This is a genomic window from Fibrella rubiginis (genome assembly GCF_017353185.1).
GTDB lineage: Bacteria > Bacteroidota > Bacteroidia > Cytophagales > Spirosomataceae > Fibrella > Fibrella rubiginis.
On record NZ_JAFMYV010000005.1, the window covers coordinates 153,361 to 170,987 of the forward strand.

General features: G+C 55.5%; 12 protein-coding genes. 7 read left to right on the forward strand and 5 right to left on the reverse strand.

The genetic code is table 11. The features are described from left to right. Positions 1 to 79: 79 nt before the first annotated feature. Positions 80 to 3,082, reverse strand: coding sequence for a putative LPS assembly protein LptD (locus J2I47_RS11735; RefSeq protein WP_207364774.1), 3,003 nt, complete (start codon positions 3,080 to 3,082; stop codon positions 80 to 82). Between the two features lie 122 nt (positions 3,083 to 3,204). Between J2I47_RS11735 and J2I47_RS11740 the strand changes: the two genes are divergently transcribed. The 3 genes from J2I47_RS11740 (at position 3,205) to J2I47_RS11750 (ending at position 7,065) form a co-directional block, all read left to right on the forward strand. Then, entirely contained in the window at positions 3,205 to 4,044 is an 840-nt protein-coding gene (locus J2I47_RS11740) for an N-acetylmuramoyl-L-alanine amidase family protein (RefSeq protein WP_207364775.1), read from the forward strand. A gap of 194 nt (positions 4,045 to 4,238) precedes the next feature. Continuing rightward, positions 4,239 to 5,243: an MlaD family protein gene (locus tag J2I47_RS11745; RefSeq protein ID WP_207364776.1), complete on the forward strand. Its 1,005-nt coding sequence runs from the start codon at positions 4,239 to 4,241 to the stop codon at positions 5,241 to 5,243. A 190-nt stretch (positions 5,244 to 5,433) separates the two neighbouring features. After that, positions 5,434 to 7,065, forward strand: a complete 1,632-nt coding sequence (locus J2I47_RS11750) for an acyl-CoA carboxylase subunit beta (RefSeq protein ID WP_207364777.1) — start codon at positions 5,434 to 5,436, stop codon at positions 7,063 to 7,065. Between the two features lie 128 nt (positions 7,066 to 7,193). Here the strand turns inward: J2I47_RS11750 and J2I47_RS11755 are convergent, their stop codons facing one another. Then, positions 7,194 to 8,018 carry a lysophospholipid acyltransferase family protein gene (locus J2I47_RS11755; RefSeq protein ID WP_207364778.1) on the reverse strand — a complete coding sequence of 275 codons (825 nt, stop codon included), beginning with the start codon at positions 8,016 to 8,018 and terminating at the stop codon, positions 7,194 to 7,196. Between the two features lie 205 nt (positions 8,019 to 8,223). Here J2I47_RS11755 and J2I47_RS11760 point away from each other — a divergent pair, with 205 nt between their 5' ends. Together J2I47_RS11760 and J2I47_RS11765 are read left to right on the forward strand one after the other, a co-directional pair. Then, entirely contained in the window at positions 8,224 to 8,910 is a 687-nt protein-coding gene (locus J2I47_RS11760; protein ID WP_207364779.1) for a porin family protein, read from the forward strand. A gap of 200 nt (positions 8,911 to 9,110) precedes the next feature. Continuing rightward, positions 9,111 to 10,139, forward strand: coding sequence for a fatty acid desaturase (locus J2I47_RS11765; protein WP_207364780.1), 1,029 nt, complete (start codon positions 9,111 to 9,113; stop codon positions 10,137 to 10,139). Between the two features lie 299 nt (positions 10,140 to 10,438). On the opposite strand, the gene J2I47_RS11770 is transcribed toward J2I47_RS11765, so the two are convergent. The 3 genes from J2I47_RS11770 to J2I47_RS11780 form a co-directional block, all read right to left on the reverse strand. Then, complete coding sequence (locus J2I47_RS11770; RefSeq protein ID WP_207364781.1) at positions 10,439 to 13,318, reverse strand: PVC-type heme-binding CxxCH protein; 2,880 nt, start codon at positions 13,316 to 13,318, stop codon at positions 10,439 to 10,441. Between the two features lie 191 nt (positions 13,319 to 13,509). Then, positions 13,510 to 14,217 carry a hypothetical protein gene (locus J2I47_RS11775; protein WP_207364782.1) on the reverse strand — a complete coding sequence of 236 codons (708 nt, stop codon included), beginning with the start codon at positions 14,215 to 14,217 and terminating at the stop codon, positions 13,510 to 13,512. Further along, entirely contained in the window at positions 14,214 to 15,107 is an 894-nt protein-coding gene (locus J2I47_RS11780; protein WP_207364783.1) for a sugar phosphate isomerase/epimerase family protein, read from the reverse strand. The genes J2I47_RS11775 and J2I47_RS11780 overlap by 4 nt, the downstream gene beginning before the upstream one ends. A 96-nt stretch (positions 15,108 to 15,203) precedes the next feature. Between J2I47_RS11780 and J2I47_RS11785 the strand changes: the two genes are divergently transcribed. Then, positions 15,204 to 15,758 carry an RNA polymerase sigma factor gene (locus tag J2I47_RS11785; RefSeq protein ID WP_207364784.1) on the forward strand — a complete coding sequence of 185 codons (555 nt, stop codon included), beginning with the start codon at positions 15,204 to 15,206 and terminating at the stop codon, positions 15,756 to 15,758. Beyond that, positions 15,755 to 17,596, forward strand: coding sequence for a hypothetical protein (locus J2I47_RS11790; RefSeq protein ID WP_207364785.1), 1,842 nt, complete (start codon positions 15,755 to 15,757; stop codon positions 17,594 to 17,596). Before J2I47_RS11785 ends, J2I47_RS11790 begins: the two co-directional genes overlap by 4 nt. Positions 17,597 to 17,627 lie beyond the last annotated feature (31 nt).

Below are 17,627 nucleotides of genomic sequence, written 5' to 3' on the forward strand. Positions count from 1 at the left end.
TCCCGGAGGGGGAGAGGGGCTGGGGGTGAGGGGTCGATACCCTACTAAATCCGCTACACTACGAAATGGTTTTGCCCGATTACCGCGTGAAGCCGCCACCGAAACCGCCAGTGTCGTAGAAGGAACGGCGGCGGCTGAGTTTCAGCTCCTGCAAAATGGCCGAACGGGCGCGCAGGTCGAAGGAGTAGGTGCCGCCCCGGAATGCGCTGCCCGCGTAGGGGGTCCAGTTGAAGGCCATTTCCCAGCAGTGCAGGTCGCGGTTTACGCCGATGTTGGTCAGCGAGGGCGATTTATACTGGAAATCATACCCCGTCTGGAACGTGAATTTCCACTTCGGCGTCAGGCTGAAATCGCCTGTCAGTTGCAGCGTCTGAATGATCGAGCTTTGAATGGGCGTGAGTTTGTTGTAGCCGAAAGTGTAGCTTACGTTCACCGTCCAGGGGATATTAAAGTCGACGTACAAGTCCGGGTTTTGGTTAATCGCCTTCATTGTGGCGTCGGTGGCGTTGGCCGACTTTTTAGGCACGTTGGCCTTTTTCGGCGCAAAGCGGGTGCTGACAAACGCCTGCAAACTGGTCAGTCGGGCCAGGCCCTCGCCCGCAAAGATCGATAGTCTGTTATAGCGCGGATAGGTAGCCGTAGTAAGGTCAGGTGAGGCTATAACGTAACCTGGAATTTGCCCAGAAACGGCATAGGCGGTTGGGTAATAGATTGAATAAGGGTTATAATACGAGGTGTAATAAGGCCGGTATGCGTATGGGTCGAATGTCGAGGAAATATTGAAGTTAACGTTCTTGAAAATTTGTGTGTTGGCGCTCACCTGAATCGGCGAGAGCTTGTATTCGGGGGCCAGCAGGTTGTAGCTGCCGTTGATGCTGAGGTTATCGAACAGCGGAATCTTCTTAAACTCCTGCCCCGTAGAGTCGTCACGCGAGCGGACTTTCATCTCCAATTGGTTCACAATCCCGAACGACAAGAACGCCGACTGCCCCGGCGGGCTGCTGCCGTACGTACCGCCCAATCCCCGGTAGTTTGATAGTGTGCGTCGGTATTCGGGTAGGCCCTTCAGGACACCTTCGTCGGGTAGCACGGTGTAGAAGCCAAACGTAGACCCCGAAAAGTCGGGCGTGTAGCTCAGCGTCACCGACGGGGCCACGGTATGCCGGATGGCCTCGATGCGCTTTCCCCGAATAAAATACGTACCGTAGAGGCGGGTGTTGATGCTGGCGTTGGTCGAGAAGGTATAGGTTGGGTAAAAGCCCCGCGCTGTGTCGATCCGTACGGCTGTCTTTTCGGAGTTGAGCCTGTACGACAGTTGCCGGCTGTAGATATCGCCGTTGATGCTGAATCCGGGGGTGAAGTTGATGTAACGGGCCAGTTTGAAGTTGGGCAGCGACACCGGAATACTATAGCGCATGGTCACGTTCCGGTTGTCCCAGATACGGGCTGCATTGGCAAACGAAAACGCGATCAGGTTGGGGTCAGGCACGGTGCCACCCGCCCTGATGATGGCTGCGTTGGTCAGGCTGTCGCGCACGATCTGCTCGCGGTTTTGCAGCGTAACGCCCGTGGGCACGGCAATGGCAAAGCCTAGTCCGCTGGTGTCGATTCGGTTACGCACGGTGTTGTTTACCTGAGCCGAGGCGTCGAACTGAAAACCCACCCGGAAGCTCTCATACCAGCGGCCCGTGCCACCTTTCAAGGCAAAGGGTGCAATTTGGTTTACGGCCAGATTGAAGTCCGTCGATACGTCGGTCTTGCCATTTTCGCGGACACCTGTGATTTGGTTCACCTGCCCGAACTGCTGGTTTACCCGGAAGTTGGCCCCCGCCCGAACGTACTGCCCAAACGTGCGGCTATACTGCACCGACGACCCCGCCACGTTCTGGCTTACCTGCTGTACGCTATAGGTATTGAACTGATTGTAGCTGTTAGACGACACGTTGACGTTGGCCGAAAACGAACTCCGCCGCCCAATGTTCTGCGGCGCGTGCGACCACGCAATGGTGAAGTCATTCCGCGCCTGCGCCTTATTCACCGAGTCGATCAGTGCGCCAGGCAGGTTGCGGTTGAACCGAAGCTGGAACGACCCACCGTAGCGGTATTTTTTGTTATAGGCACCCGACACACCCGCGCCCCAGCTACCACGTGAGTAAAGCTGCGTGGTAAACTGCAGGCCAATATTTTCGTTAACGGCCCAGTAGTAGCCGCCATCACGCAGATAGAAGCCCCGCCCGTTGGGTTCTTCGCCATATTGGGGCATAATAATCCCTGACACACCGATGTCTTTTTTCTTCGGAAACGGGAAAAACCCGAAAGGCAACCCAATGGGCAGGGGTATTTGGTTGATGACCAGGTTGAACGGCCCCGACACCACCTGTTTGTTATGGACCACCTTCAGCCGGGGAGCGTTGATATGGAAGTGGGGCGTGGTGAGGTTGCAGGTAGTATAAATCGAGCCGCGGATGTAGAGGTTGTCTTCGGCGTCCTTTTTCACCGTTTTCCCCCGAATGTTGCCCTCACCCTGCTGCGTGATAATACCCGAAACGAGTGCCTTTTTGGTCTTAAAATTGTAGCGGATCTCTTTGGTGTCGTATGACTCGTTGCGATCTTTAAAAACCGGTGTGCCCACGGTCTTTTTCGAGGTGGAATCGTAGCGACCCCGCGCAAAAACCTCGTTGGTGGCCTGATTGAGCTTGATGTAGTCGGCCTTGAGCGAGATGTCGCCGTAGACCACCTGGGCGTCGCCCCAAAGCTCTACGATCTGGCCGCTCACCAGGCTGGAGTCACGCGAGGAGTACTTCACGGCAGTGGCAAACTGGTCTGGAGTGCTTTTGGTCGAATCGCGGCGGCTGGTGTCAGTGCCGGCCAACGCCTTGCGCGGGAGGGTAAGCGGGGTCACGCCCGTGGTGGAACGGGGGCCCTTGGGTGCCACGGGGGCAATGGTTCGCGGGGCAGAGCGAATGGGATTGGTGGGCTGATTTTGCGCGTGCAAACGGGCCACCAACGACGTTAGTAGCCACAGAATCAGCGTGTATTTTATGACCCGTAAAATAATAAGTCGTTTTTTGGGTTCTATCAAAAATTACATTTGTCGGTTTCGTAATAGAAAGCGGCAAGGACAAAGTTACCCACGATGGAGTACCCAATACTGCTCCGAATCGCATTTTGCTGTTAAATAGTATTAAATCACACCCTACACACATGGCCCGATGGCTTGTTAAGATTGTCCTACTTTTGGTGGTACTCGGCCCGTTGCTGGCGCTCACCAACTTACCCAAACCGGTCTGGCAGGACGACACTGCCACCAGCGGGCAACCTCGCCCGGCGGGGCGGGCTAATCAGATTCGTACGGTAGTGCTCGACGCAGGCCACGGCGGCCACGACCCCGGCACCCACGGCCGGTATGCCAAAGAAAAAACCCTCAACCTGAAAATTGCGCTCGAAATTGGCCGCAAAATAAAAGAAGAGATGCCCGGTATGCGCGTGATCTACACCCGCACCACCGACCGGTTTATTGAACTCGCCGAACGGTCGGCCATTGCCAACCGTAACCGCGCCGACCTGTTTATTTCCATTCATTGCAACGCCAACCCCAACTCGAAAGCCGTTCATGGCACAGAAACGTATACGATGGGTTTGCACAAAACGGAAGGCAACCTCGACGTGGCCAAGCGCGAAAACGCCGTTATCTTAAAGGAAACCAACTATCAGGAGACCTACAAGGGCTTCAACCCCAACTCGCCGCTGGCTTACATCATGCTGGCCAACTACCAGCACGCGTTTTTAGGCAGCAGCATTAACTTCGCCGAAAAAGTTGAGCGCAACTTTCGCCGCAATGCCGAGCGTAGAAGTAACGGTGTGAAACAGGCGGGCTTTCTGGTGCTCTGGCGTACGACCATGCCGAGTGTGCTGGTTGAAACGGGCTACCTCACCAACGCCGATGAAGAAGATTTCCTGGCCTCAGACCAGGGCCGCGACCGTATCACCAGTGCCGTCTACAAAGCCTTCGAGCAATACAAGCACGATATGGAAGGGGAATGAAGAAGGGTTCCATGTTCAATGTCTGAAGTCTAAAGTTGCTGCGCGCTTGCGAATGACAGGTGTGAAGCAACTTTAGACTTCAGACATTGAGCCTGGAACCCTTTTTTCTTTCGGCACAATTCGCCCCTAAATCCGGTTATAGTGTGTAGCACCGGAAATTCAGTTGTCCGGTTATAGATCACTCAAGACATTACATGAAATTTTCACAGGAAGCGAAAGTAGGGCTGTTAGCTCTGGTCACGCTCACGATGTTCTTCTTCGGATTCAATTTTCTAAAGGGAACCAACATCTTCAAAAAGAACAAGCAGTTTACGGTCGTTTACGCCAACGTTGATGGTTTGACTAGCTCCAACCCGGTGTTGCTCAACGGTTTAAGCGTAGGGCAGGTTGCTAAAATTGACCTGCTTCCCGACCAGGGAAACAAACTCCTTGTCACGCTCGACATGAACAAAAGTGTAGTCATTCGGCAAGGCTCTAAAGCCCTTTTGGCCGATGGCGGGTTACTGGGGGGCAAGGTTATCCGGCTCGAACTGAACCCCGCCGGAGCCGTCATGGACGAAGGCGCACTGGTGGCCGCCAATGAGCAGGGTATTTCGAGTCTGATCAAAGAAAAAACGCTGCCGGTACTGAATAACGTTGATTCACTTACCCGCAGGCTCAATTATGTGGTATCCCAGTTCGACCAAACGGGTGGGTTACTAAACCAGACCCTGCGCGGTGCCAACGGTGTAACGGGTACGCTCAACTTGGCCCTGAACGAAAACCGCGCTGGCCTTCGGGCTGCCCTTGCCAACGTAAACACCCTCTCGCAATCGCTCGACAAAACCACCCGTGATCTGGGGCCGATTTTGAGTAAGGCAGGCACTTTCGCCGATTCGCTGAATGCGCTGCAACTGAAACAAACGCTCGGCAACGCCAACAAGTCGATTGACAACCTGCAAAAACTGCTGGGCAACATCGAAAAGGGGCAGGGTTCACTCGGCAAGCTTACTACCGACGATTCACTTTATGTAAACGTGAGCCGCACGGCGGGGCAGTTGGACAAACTGCTGGGCGACTTCCGGGAGAACCCCAAGAAGTATATCAACGTGTCGTTTTCGGTGTTCGGCAAGAAAGATAAACCCGCCCCTGCCAAGCCCGGCACGGTGCAGGTGATCACTACCACCACCACCAAAGTCGATTCAATACCGCCAAAGTAACAATTTGCGGTGGCTAGCTAAATTGGTTATTTCGCTCGGCCATCCCCCGCCCGGACGCGGGACCGCCTAAAGGGAGCCTGCTGGCGCATCAGCAATACTCGTGCGCTAGCAGGCTCCCTTTAGGCGGTCCCGCGTCCGGGCGGGGGGTGGCCGAGCGAATCTTTTTACCCTGATTATAAACTCCTTCATCATGCAAACCCTTCTCGATGACCTTGCCCAGAAAACCGCCCAGACCCAATTGGGTGGCGGGCAGAAAAAAATTGACGATCAGCACAAAAAAGGCAAGCTCACCGCCCGCGAACGAATTGAATACCTGGTTGATACGAACAGCGATTTCCTGGAAATAGGCCTCTTCACCGGCGAAGGCATGTACGCTGAGCATGGCGGGTGCCCGTCGGGGGGGGTGGTTACGGGTATGGGCCACGTGTCGGGGCGGCTGTGTGTGATCGTGGCGAATGATGCCACCGTGAAAGCGGGGGCATGGTTTCCGATTACGGCCAAAAAGAACCTCCGGGCGCAGGAAATCGCCATGGAAAACCGCCTGCCCATTATTTACCTCGTCGACAGTGCGGGTGTGTATTTGCCCTTGCAGAATGAGGTCTTTGCCGACAAAGACCATTTTGGCCGGATGTTTCGTAACAACGCGCACCTCTCGGCTATGGGCGTATTGCAGGTGGCAGCCATCATGGGCAGTTGCGTGGCGGGCGGAGCCTATCTGCCCATCATGAGCGACGAAGCCCTGATTGTGGAGGGAACCGGCTCCATTTACCTGGCTGGGCCATACCTGGTAAAAGCCTCCATCGGTGAAGATGTAGACACCGAAACGCTGGGTGGCGCGGCCATGCACACCGAAATTTCGGGCGTAATCGACAACAAATACCCCGACGATAAGAGTTGCCTGGACGCCATAAAGCGTATTCTGGACAAAACTGGCTCTCAGCCCATGGCTGGTTTCAGTCGCGTCACGCCCGCACCCCCGGCCCTTGACCCCGCCGAGATTTACACCCTGCTGCCACAAGACCGCGTGAAACCCTATGATATGATGGCGATCCTGAACCGCCTGATCGACAACGCTGATTTTGACCCCTATAAACCCGATTATGGGCAATCGCTGATCTGTGGTTATGCCCGCATCGACGGTTGGGCGGTGGGTATTGTGGCTAATCAGCGGAAGGTAGTGAAAGCCAAAAACCGCGTCGGACCGGGTGGAGCGACGGCGGGGCAGGCGGTGGAAATGCAGATGGGCGGCGTGATCTACGGCGATGCTGCCGACAAGGCGGCGCGGTTTATCATGAATTGCAACCAGAAACACATTCCCCTGGTGTTTGTGCAGGATGTAACGGGCTTTATGGTGGGTAGTCGCGCCGAACAGGGCGGTATCATCAAAGACGGAGCCAAGCTGGTAAGTGCGATGGCCAATTCGGTCGTGCCGAAGTTTACGGTGGTGATCGGCAATTCTTACGGTGCGGGCAACTATGCCCTCTGTGGCCGTGCTTATGACCCCCGTCTGATGCTGGCCTGGCCCACGGCCCAAATGGCGGTGATGAGCGGTGCATCGGCAGCAAAGACGCTGTTACAAATACAGGTGGCGTCGTTGAAAGCTAAAGGCGAAGTCATTACTTCTGAGGCGGAACAGGCGCTGTTACAGAAGATTACAGACCAGTACAACGCGCAGCTCTCGCCTTATTACGCCGCCGCCCGCCTCTGGTTTGATGCCGTCATTGATCCGCTTGATACCCGCCGCCACATCTCCCTCGGCATCGAAGCCGCCAACCACGCGCCCATCACGAAGGCGTTCAACGTGGGCAATATGCAGACGTAGAAGGGTAATAAATAATGTACAATGAATAATGTACAATGAATAATGGCTACGCACCTGAAAACCTCTGAGCGCGTAGCCATTATTCATTGTACATTATTCATTGTACATTATTCATTGTACATTATTCATTACCCTTCTTTCTCCCCCAGCCAGTCCATTTCTTCGGGGATGTCCTGCTCAATGGCGGCGCGGACTCGTTCCACGATAGCTTCGACGGTGTCGTTTGGCTCAACGAGCAGGGGGGGCTTAAAACGGATAGACAACTGCGTGTTGCGTTTCTTAAAGCGCAGCCCTTTTTTATCAAACGCACGACGAAACCCGTTGATTACCACCGGAATAATAATGGGATCATTGTCTTTAATGAGGTAGCCCGTACCCTTGCGCACAGGAGCGTAGGGCTTGGTGGTGCCCTGTGGGAAACTCACCACCCAACCGTGTTCCAGCGCTACGTGAATCTTGTCGACCGCCGAGGTATCCACGCTGCGCTTCACATCGCGGCCGTCGGCCCGCCATGACCGCTCGATGGTGAGCGCCCCCCCAAGGGCAAAAATTTTGGCCAGAATGCCCTTCTGCATCGTCTCGCTGGCAGCCACGTAATACATCCGGGCACGGGGGGCAAACAGGTACACAGGGGGCAGCATGGTGTCTTTGAACCCCCATTTTACGGCGCAGAATACGTGGAAAAACGCGATCACATCAGCAAAATACGTCTGGTGGTTCGACAGAAAGAGCACGTTGTTGATGGGTAGGTTTTCCAGATGCTCGGTGCCTTCGATCTTTATTCGGTTGACGGTAGTGTAGCGAAAATAGGTGAACCAACCCACCGCAGCAATAATCATCCGCCTGAACAACAGCCAGTTGCCAAACGGGTCGCACTCGAACAGGCCGATCACATCGAGCCGGTCGAGGGGCTTGGGCAGGTAGCTGAACTTGGTAGGCTTGACGTATTTCATGGAGTCAGGTAAGACGATAAAGGCAATCGGCGGCTATAGTGTGCGCAAGTAAAGCAGAAAGCCCTGCCCAAAATAATTTGATGGGGTCATTAATCCTTGCTTTCGCCAATGCATCCAACCGATGTAACAACCGAAAGACGCCTATACCAGACCGTTTACTTTCCCTTCTTTTTCGGGATCACTCCAGTTTAACCATCAGTATACCATGAATCGTCTGTTTGCCTCCGCCCTTTCGCTTGCCGCCCTTTTTGTTGTTACCACTACGTCGTTTGCCCAGGTTCAGGTTGGGGTGCGAGGTGGGGTTAACTGGAGCAACGTCTCCGAGCCATCGTTGTTACAAAACCTACCCGTACAACCCGAATTTTCGCCCGGACCCACCGGTGCTATTTTTCTGGAAGTGCCCCTCAGTGAGCGCGTGTCGTTTCGCCCGGAAGTAGCTTTTGTGCAAAAAGGCTTCCTGCTGCGTGAGGGCACCAGTCTCGATCTCGGCTTTCTTGACATCCCGGTTGGCGCACGGGTAGCCTACCAGATCCAGTCGATCCAAACGCCGCTGCTGCTGAAGGTAAACCTCTCCGACGGTCCCGTTAAGCCTTATTTCTTTGCCGGTCCTGCCGTTGGCTATGCTTTCGATGGCCGCGTTCGTACCCGGGCTACGGCTCTGTTCACCACCAAAAACATGGACGTACCCCTGGGCATTGGCGGGGCCATCAACCACTGGGATTTGGGTGGTGTGGGTGGCCTGGGCCTCTCGGCCGATATGGGCGCTGGCAAATTTTTCATCGAAGCCCGCTACGACCACGGCTTTACCCGGCAGCTGCAGGTACCCCTCGTGAACCTGCCCGTCCGCAACCGGACCGTGGGCGTTTCGGTAGGGTACGCCTTCACGTTATAACCGTCTTGATTACGAACCAATGGTGTTAGACGCACCGGCCCCTGGCTGGTGCGTCTTTTTTTGGCTGGCGGCTGGTCAAGATTCCAAATCTTGACCAGCAGAACTGTCGAGGGCACTCAATTCTGTTTATTTTTGTCTATTCGTAACAGCTTAACAACAAGATTGGCCTGGCCACTCTGAGCTTTCATCAATATCTGAATATGGCAACATTAGTGAACGATTTTACGTACTCAACGAAAGCTGAACCCCACCGGATGCGGACCCGGCAGATCATGAAGGCTCACCCGGAGGTGAAGAAACTGATTGGTCAGAAAAACCCCGTCACGTTTTGGGTAGCCCTGGGCTGCGTGGCTATGCTCATCGGCATGGCATGGCTGCTGCGCGATCAGTCGTGGTGGCTCATTGTGGCGGCTGCGTGGTTTATTGGTGCGTTTCCGGCCCATACGCTCTTTATCTGCATTCACGAAGCGGCTCACAACCTGATTTTCCGTAAGCCGGCCGCCAACGTCTGGACGGGTATCTTCGCCAACCTGCCTACGGTGTTTCCTACGGCCATTTCGTTCAAAAACTTCCACATCAAGCACCACGCCTTCCAGGGGGTGCATGAGCTTGACGCCGACCTGCCCGACTGGTACGAAGCCAAGCTGATTAATAATTACGCCATCGGCAAGGCCATCTGGCTATTGCTGTTCCCCATTTTTCAGGGTATCCGCACCTTGCGCTGCATCGAACTCGCCGTTATTGACAAGTGGGTGGTAGCCAACGTGGTGGTGCAACTGGTATTCGATACGCTGATTGTGGTCTTCTTCGGCTGGAAAGCCCTGGCGTTTATGGTGATGTGTCTGTTCTTCTCGGTAGGGCTGCATCCGCTGGGTGCCCGCTGGATTCAGGAGCACTACCTCACCCTCGATCCTGAGCAGGAGACGTACAGCTATTATGGTCAGCTCAACGGTGTGAATCTGAACGTAGGTTTCCACAACGAGCACCACGATTTTCCGTCGATCCCCTGGAATAAGCTGCCGGAGATAAAAAACTCGGCACCAGAGTATTACGACACGCTGAAATACCACACGTCGTATGTGAAACTGCTGTTCACGTTCCTGTTTAGTCAGGAGGTATCGCTCTACTCCCGCATCGTGCGCAAAGAGCGTGGCCGCGTCACCCTCGACGATCAGTCGAAGCCAGACTTGGAAATGGTGCAGCCTCACAGTGAGCCAGTCACGGCTTAGTCGATACAGTTTTTTTAAATAAAAAGGCCCGCTTCCGATCTGGAAGCGGGCCTTTTTTTGTGTGGGTGTATCTTGCTGGCTTCAGACTCTAAGTTGCTGACGCATAGCCCTTCGATAGGCTCAGGGTGAGATTGTAGCACCGAAGCTCCAGCTTCGGGAGTGAGCAACGGGCTAGGCATTAACTCCCGAAGCTGGAGCTTCGGTGCTACAATCTCACCCTGAGCCTGTCAAAGGCGGTCCGACGGTCCGGCCTAGAGCGCGAAGCCACAAAGCGAAAACAAGTTAATCATTATCAGTCTTCATCGCTTCAGTAAAAACGCGGATAAATCGGCGAGTTGCTGGTCGGTGAGGCCCATCGAAACAGGGTCAGGCATAAGGCTGGTAGTGTATTGTTTGCGCGAGGCAATCTGAGCCGTGGCGAGGGTGTGTTTTTGTCCGGCGGCATCTTTCACCACAATGGCTTGTGCACCGTCGGAGATCAGAAACCCATAATACGTCTGCCCGTTTTTGGTCGTAATCAGCCAGGGCTCATAGCCGAAAGCCAGCGCCGCACTGGGGTTTATGATGGCATCGAGCAGGCCGTTGCGGTCAAATTTCTCGTGAATTTTGGTTAGTTCCGGCCCGATTTCGGCACCCGACGGGCCGTGTTTGTGACAGGTGGCGCAGTTGGTGCTAAAGACTGTTTTGCCCGCTATGGCGTCGCCGCTCAGGCTCGCAATCTGCCGGATCGAGACGGTGCGGCTGGCTCCTGGTTTAGTAAAATAGTCGCCTGCCATCGTGCGTACGCTCTGATCGGGATTGTTGAAAATCACATCGGCAACGGCTCCTGTGACGCCCTTGGGCAGCTTTCCGTCTGCCGCCAGACCCACCAGAATTTTGCCTCCCTCGGCAGTGCGGGCCATACCCACGGCTACTTTAGTCTTGTCGGCCACCGATACGTACTCGTCCAGCAGTTGTTGGCGCTGTGCCAACAACTGCTGCTCGGCGTCGGAAAGTTTGTTGGGCATTAGCTCGTCCCAGTTTACCAGCGTGGCCCAGTCGTTCCCCCGCCGGAAGTTCACCCAATACGCCGCCTGTTTCGCCAGGGTCGTATCCGTCGATTTCGCCAGTTCGACCATGGCACGGGCGGCCATGGGGGTACGTACAAAGCCCAGTCCGGTCAGGGCCTGTTGCCGGGCATCGGTGGTGAGGGTTGGGTTGCCCGCCCATTTCGTAAACAAATCGGTGGCTTCAGCAGGGTGCAGTTCCCAGAGCAGATCGGCCAGTTTGGCGTTCCAGCTAGCGGGGTCGGGTGATAGCTGAGCCGTAATTGATTGTCCAATAGGTGATTCTTTTCCCTGCGCGCCAATGCCCAGGGCGGCGAGGTAATAGCGGTCTTTGCCGTCATACCCATTCATGAGCGTCATCAACAGTGGCACAGCCTGGGGGGCGGGCACGTCGCGCAGGGCAATGGCTACCTCGCGCCGAACGGCGGGGGAGGGGTCGTTCACCAGTTGCTGGCACAAAGGGAGAACATTAGGTACGACATAGCTAAATGGGGTTTTCAACGCCCGAAACGCAGTTAACCGAAGTTGCGGATCAGCGTTGGTCATGGCCTTGGCAGCTAACTCCCGGCCTTGTGGGCCAAGCTGGCTTAACAGCCAAATAGCGCGGGCGCGATGGTAGGGGTTCGGTGCGTTGAGCAGGGCCGCTACGGGCTTCGCCACCTTGTCGCCCTGCGCCCGCAAGGCATTGAACCCCAATAGTCTAACGTTAATAGCCGGGCTTTGCAGGGCAGCTAGCTGGCCTTTGGTATTACTCAGATTCAGCTTCGGAACAACCAGGTTTTTGCCTTTGGGCGTGATGCGGAAAATGCGCCCGTAGCCTTTTTTGTCATGCATGGCGTGGCCCCCTACAATGGGGTCATACCAGTCGGCGATGTAAATGGCTCCGTCCGGCCCCACCGACACATCCGATGGGCGAAACCACTTGCGCGGATCGTCGTCTACGTCGTTCCATTTATAGTTCTCATCTACCTTCGGGAAGGTGCTGATAAGGTCGCGGCGGTTGCTGAGGTCGTAACCGGCTCCCTGCGGGTTGAGGGTATAGCCGAAAATTACGTTGCGGCCTGCCTCGGCGCTGAGCAGCGTGCCCCGGTACCCCCCGCCCAGTTCGTCGCCTTCATACACCACCACGCCCGTAGGTGAACCCGCGCCGCTGATGTCGCCCACGGGCATCACGCCGGGGTCCTGCTGATGCCAGTGGGCCGTGGGGATGGTCTGACCGGGGCGTTGGTCGGCCTGCCAGTAGCGGGTGCCGTCGCTGCTGAAATAACCCGCGTTGGCGCCTTCCATCAAAAAACTTGTGCGACAGGACACCACCTGATCGTCGTTGTCGTTCTGAAACAGGTTGCCGTAGGAGTCGATAGCGGTTTCGTAGTTATTCCGAAAATTGTGGGCCATCACTTTCAGGCCCGTACCGTCGGGGCGGATGCGCAGGGCCAGCCCGCCCACCCACACGCGCCCGTCGTCACTGACCTGATTGCCTTTGTTGAGCTTGTTGTAGGGGGTGCCACCCACATACAAACTCCCCGACCGCAGGGTCCAGCCTGCCTTGTCGGTGACGTGGTGCGGCCCGGCATTGCCCGTGTTGAAATAGTAGTTGCCGTCGGGACCAGCCACCAGCGCATGCAGGGAATGGTCGTGGTCCAGCCCACCGAAACCAGTCAAAAAGATCTCTTTTTTGTCGGCCTTGTCATCGCCGTTTTCGTCGGTATAGACTACCAGATTGGGGGCACAGGATACGTATACCTTGTTGCCCAGCACGGCAATGCCCAGCGGCGAGACCAGCTCTTTATCTTCCACAAACACCGTCGATTTGTCGGCCTTACCGTCGTGGTCCGTGTCTTCCAGAATCATCACGCGCTCACCGTTGGGGTGGGTCAGGTGCGTGTCGGGTTTGTTATTAAAGTCCCGGTAATCAACGGCTTCCGTGATCCATACCCGCCCCCGCGCGTCGAGGTCCATGTTGGTGGGGTTATAAAACATCGGCCCCTCCGCCCAAAGCGTCGCCTCCAGGTCGTCGGGTAGATAGAGTTTGTTAGGATCAACCGGCTCAGGCTGAACGCGTTGCGACACGTTTGTTGGCGATGACCAAAGCCATCCGGCCAGCAAGGGTAAGGTGAAAAGGGTGAGTTTCATAAGAGGTTTTCTGTTGACTTCACGCTATTAGTATGGCACTCTAAGCTTCGCGCTTGTGGCCCTTCGACAGGCTCAGGGTGACAGGCTAATAAGCAATCATCTCTAGTTGATTCAAGGTCGTTGTCACCCTGAGCCTGTCGAAGGGCAAACAGCGCAAAGCCAGCAGCAGACGATATAAAACACTAAATCGTCTACTGCAACGCTCCCAGCGCCGTGACAACGTCGGCTTCAAGTTTAGCATCTAACTTCTTGTCTTTCAATACGGTCTCAAAAGCCGCGCCTTTACTTTGCAGGGCACTCACCAGGGCTTTGCGGTTCAGTTTTACGCGCTCAGCGGTTTTGTCGGGACGGATAATGAAATAAGCCGACTCATCGCGGAACTCGTCGAACACCTGCGTATTGCCGTAGGGTTGCTTGGCGGGTGCTTTGTAAAATCGCTTAACGGGCAGTTGCACCAGTGAATAATCTCCCTGGTAAACCACGCGGACAAGCCCCGTTTTCAAGGCTGTTTCGTCTGTCACTACGCCTGCAAGGTGTTCATAGCGAGTAGGTTGATTGTTGTCGGCTGATTGCAGCGACAACTGTTTTACCCCCGCTACGGCATACCGGGCCGAGTCTTTCGCCGACCGTTTCACCCATATCTCCTGATCCAGCGCGTCGTAGTTGAAGAGCGCGTTGGCAATGGTATTCCCCGATTTGAAGAGCAACGTGCCGGGTGTCCAGTTGTCAAAGGCCAGAGGGCTGCCTTTGAGCGCGGTTTCACTCAGGTTAAACGTACGGGTTGCCGAATTGATAAAAGGACCACTAATCACCTGCTCAATCGAAACGGGTTTGTTGGCGGTCTGTGCCAGCAGGGTAACAGGAAGCAGGTATAAGGCGATGTTGATAGCGTGTTTCATACGAGTAAATTACGCTTTACGTACGCCAGATTATGCTGATAGGCGGCCACGGTGTCATCTTCTTTTGTTTTGGCCCACTCAATCTGCATCCAGCCGTCGCCCTCGTAACCCGCTTCGGCCAATGCCTGGCGTACGCGGGGCCAGTCGATGGTGCCGTTGCCCAGCCGGACGCCATTCTCTTTGATGTGCAGTTCGCAGATGTGTTTTTTGCCCAGTAAGGAAATCTCTTTGAAAATGTCGTTGCCCGCGTCGGTGGCGTTGCGGGCGTCGTAGTATACTTTAATGGCCGACGAACCCACCCGGTCGATAATGTCGAGGTGTTGCTCGGCGGTGAGGTAGCTCTCGATACCCAGTTGCACCCCCGCCCGCTCGGCCAGCGGCGCAACCGCCTTCAGCCGACGAACCACTTCACTAATACCCGTGGGGTCGTTGCGGAGGTCATTTTTGGCGAAAAAAGCCAGCAGAATGGCCTTCACACCCAGGTTTTTGGCCACGCCGATGCTGTCATGCACCCATTGTTCGGTGCGCGGGTCTGACTTATAAGGTACGTCGTTGAGGGCACCAATAGCCAGCCCGCCAATGCGTACGCCCGTTCGTTTGGCGGCATCCAGGTACGCTTGTTGCACATGAGCCTGTTGCAGGTACACCGGCTGGGCGGCCGTATTCAGACTTACCTGTACGCCATCAAGGCCAATTCGCCTGGCCACATCGAAACAGGCAATGTCGGCGGCGGGGCCAATAGACCAGTCGCAGGCACCAATATGAGTCGATTTTTTGCGATTGGAGCCGTTGGCGAAATTTTCTGCCCACAGCGGTGTGATGAATGCCAATGCACTCATTTTCATCGTTGTAGATAGCCAATGGCGTCGGTTGAAGGGGATCTTTTCCATAGCAGTAAGGTGAACAAATAAAGGGTATCTCCCCTTTTTTTACCCTCCTTTCCAACGCTTTTAAACGCCGGTGGGTCTTTCACCTACCTACACAGTATGCTGGATGAACGAACGCTTGTAGACGGATGCCGGAATCAGGACCGCGCTGCGCAGCGACTGCTTTATGAGCGGTTTGCCGGAAAGCTCTTTGCCGTGTGCAAACGCTACGTAAAAGATCCCGACGAAGCTGCCGACGTCTTGCAGGACTCGTTTGTGAAAGTGTTTCGGCATATGGACCAATTTCGGTTCGAATGTCCGCTGGAGGCCTGGCTGAAGCGCATTGCCATCAACACCGCCCTCAAGCACCTACGGAAAAACAAACCCTTTGAGCACATGACGGACGTTGACGAGGTGGCGAATTTTTTGCCGCAAAACGCCGACGTGCTGCCCACGCTCAATTACCAGTATTTGCTCCAGTTGGTGCAGGATTTACCCACCGGCTGCCAAACCGTTTTTAACCTGTATGCCATAGAAGGCTACACCCATCCCGAAATAGCCGCCTTGCTGGGTATTTCGGAAGGCACATCGAAATCACAATTTTTCCGGGCCAGAGGTCTCCTTCAACAGAAACTTCTGGACGATCAACCTATTCGTACTGACTATTCGCAATGAATCGTTCCAACGCTTTTTCTTCCAACAATCCGCCTGCGGGTGGCCCCGGTGCACCGCCGCCGTCGGGTACGCCCGATAGCCGCTGGGCAGCGGCTTTCCAGGACGCGAGCGAGGCACCCCCCGCCCGCGTCTGGAGCGGTATTGAGCGCCAGCTTGACCTTGACGATGAAGACGGCGTATTGCCCCTGATTCCCCATGCCCCTACCCACACGGCGATGTTTGGCCGTTGGGCGGCGGGCGTAGCGGCGGCCTGTCTGCTGGCACTGATCGGCTGGTGGAGCCTGCGTGTTGCCGATGATAAGGTGCTGGCTAACAATGCTGTAGCGTCGAAAAATCGCCCCTCGGCGGCGGGTCAGGCCACGGTTCCAATGGCGGCTGTTAAGCCTGAAAACCACCAACCTGTTGACCAGCCGAACCAGTATGCGGTGACCAGAAAGGGGGTGGGGGAGGCCGCTAAAGTTATCCGGCCTGTGTCTCCTGCCGGGGTCGGGGTGATTGCCAACGAAAAAGCCGCCGCTGTGGCTTCGGTAAGTGTGCCTCGTGAACCGGTTTCGCCTGTTGCCGATAGGCAGAATAACGAGACAGAAACGGTAGCTATTTCGGTGCAGATGTCTGTGCAGCAAACCATGCGGTCGGCCAACGAACCAGCTGTTCGCCCCGCCGGGCCTACCCGTTCTTTTTCGGGCCTGCCAACGCAAGGTTCAGAGACAACAGTGGCCTTTTCTCGGTCTATGCAGCACACGTTTATTCAATCGAGCAACCAACCTGCCCTACTTCCCGTATCGACTATTCCAGCGGGTGTGGCTATTCCGGTAGGTGTGAACGTCATGCCATCGGCTAAGGCCTCAGCAACCCCCATCGTCGTTGATGAACACGAGACCTTGTTTGAGAAAAGCGCAATGATTCCCGAACGATTGGCTATTCGAACCGTACCGCTGCGCATAGGGGGTAATGACCGTATTGTCTGGTTTTCGCCGGAGTCGCCGGTTTCAGAAAAGTCACTGGACACAGACCCAAAATCAGCCCGCAAGGCCCGGCCCAAAGCCTGGGTATCGGCGGGGGTAGTGGCTTCGTCGTTTGACCCGTCGGTGGCCTTGCGGGCGGTGAGTGGCCTGGCCTACACCAACAATTCGCCAACCAATGCGCTGATGGTGGGCAATGTTCCCGTGCCTGCCCTGGCCATTAATAGTCATGCCGGGCGGGCTGTTGCCACGCAGGTTAATGTGGGCGTACCCTTGTCTGAGCGTTGGACCGTAGAAACCGGCGTGGGCTATTTAAGCGGACAGTCAACCGTGCAGAGTCCGGTTCGCGCAACGGCCTTGTCGACCGAGAAAACTACGGCTGTCAATGCACCAACGCTCTACACCGATTTGGTAGGCAACAGTGCCAACCAGTCGATAGCTTCTAGCGCCGACATACAATATGGCTCGGCTGCTCAGCGCTATGCTACTGTAGCCAGCACAAGCTATGATCGAACGGTTAGTCAGTCGGTTAGCAACAGCTACCAGTTTGTGCAGGTACCCGTACAACTGAGTTATGAACTGCGCCCCCGCCGCAAATTTGGTCTCGCGCTCATTACGGGTATGGTCTCGAATTTGTTTGTGCGCAACACCGTAGCCGATGCCGTAACTGTGAAAGCACAGGATGGCGTATACCGGCCGCTGACGGTGGCGGGCACTGCTGGCATGCGACTCCGTTTCCGGCCCAGCAAACAATGGTCGGCCTCGCTGGCGGGTACGTTCCAGCACAGCCTTCAATCGATTACCCGCCCGGAAGTAGGCATTCAGGCCTTGCCGCAGAACATGGGCGTCAGCTTCAGCGTAGACAAGCATTTTTAATCAACAACATTTTGTGTAGGACCGAATCGCC

What these genes read in the sequence shown, in the direction of transcription:
- J2I47_RS11740 (WP_207364775.1), top strand. Translation starts at nt 3,205, where the DNA reads ATGGCCCGATGGCTTGTTAAGATTGTCCTACTTTTGGTGGTACTCGGC.
- J2I47_RS11745 (WP_207364776.1), top strand. Translation starts at nt 4,239, where the DNA reads ATGAAATTTTCACAGGAAGCGAAAGTAGGGCTGTTAGCTCTGGTCACG.
- J2I47_RS11750 (WP_207364777.1), top strand. Translation starts at nt 5,434, where the DNA reads ATGCAAACCCTTCTCGATGACCTTGCCCAGAAAACCGCCCAGACCCAA.
- J2I47_RS11755 (WP_207364778.1), bottom strand. Translation starts at nt 8,018, where the DNA reads ATGAAATACGTCAAGCCTACCAAGTTCAGCTACCTGCCCAAGCCCCTC.
- J2I47_RS11760 (WP_207364779.1), top strand. Translation starts at nt 8,224, where the DNA reads ATGAATCGTCTGTTTGCCTCCGCCCTTTCGCTTGCCGCCCTTTTTGTT.
- J2I47_RS11765 (WP_207364780.1), top strand. Translation starts at nt 9,111, where the DNA reads ATGGCAACATTAGTGAACGATTTTACGTACTCAACGAAAGCTGAACCC.
- J2I47_RS11770 (WP_207364781.1), bottom strand. Translation starts at nt 13,318, where the DNA reads ATGAAACTCACCCTTTTCACCTTACCCTTGCTGGCCGGATGGCTTTGG.
- J2I47_RS11775 (WP_207364782.1), bottom strand. Translation starts at nt 14,217, where the DNA reads ATGAAACACGCTATCAACATCGCCTTATACCTGCTTCCTGTTACCCTG.
- J2I47_RS11780 (WP_207364783.1), bottom strand. Translation starts at nt 15,107, where the DNA reads ATGGAAAAGATCCCCTTCAACCGACGCCATTGGCTATCTACAACGATG.
- J2I47_RS11785 (WP_207364784.1), top strand. Translation starts at nt 15,204, where the DNA reads ATGCTGGATGAACGAACGCTTGTAGACGGATGCCGGAATCAGGACCGC.
- J2I47_RS11790 (WP_207364785.1), top strand. Translation starts at nt 15,755, where the DNA reads ATGAATCGTTCCAACGCTTTTTCTTCCAACAATCCGCCTGCGGGTGGC.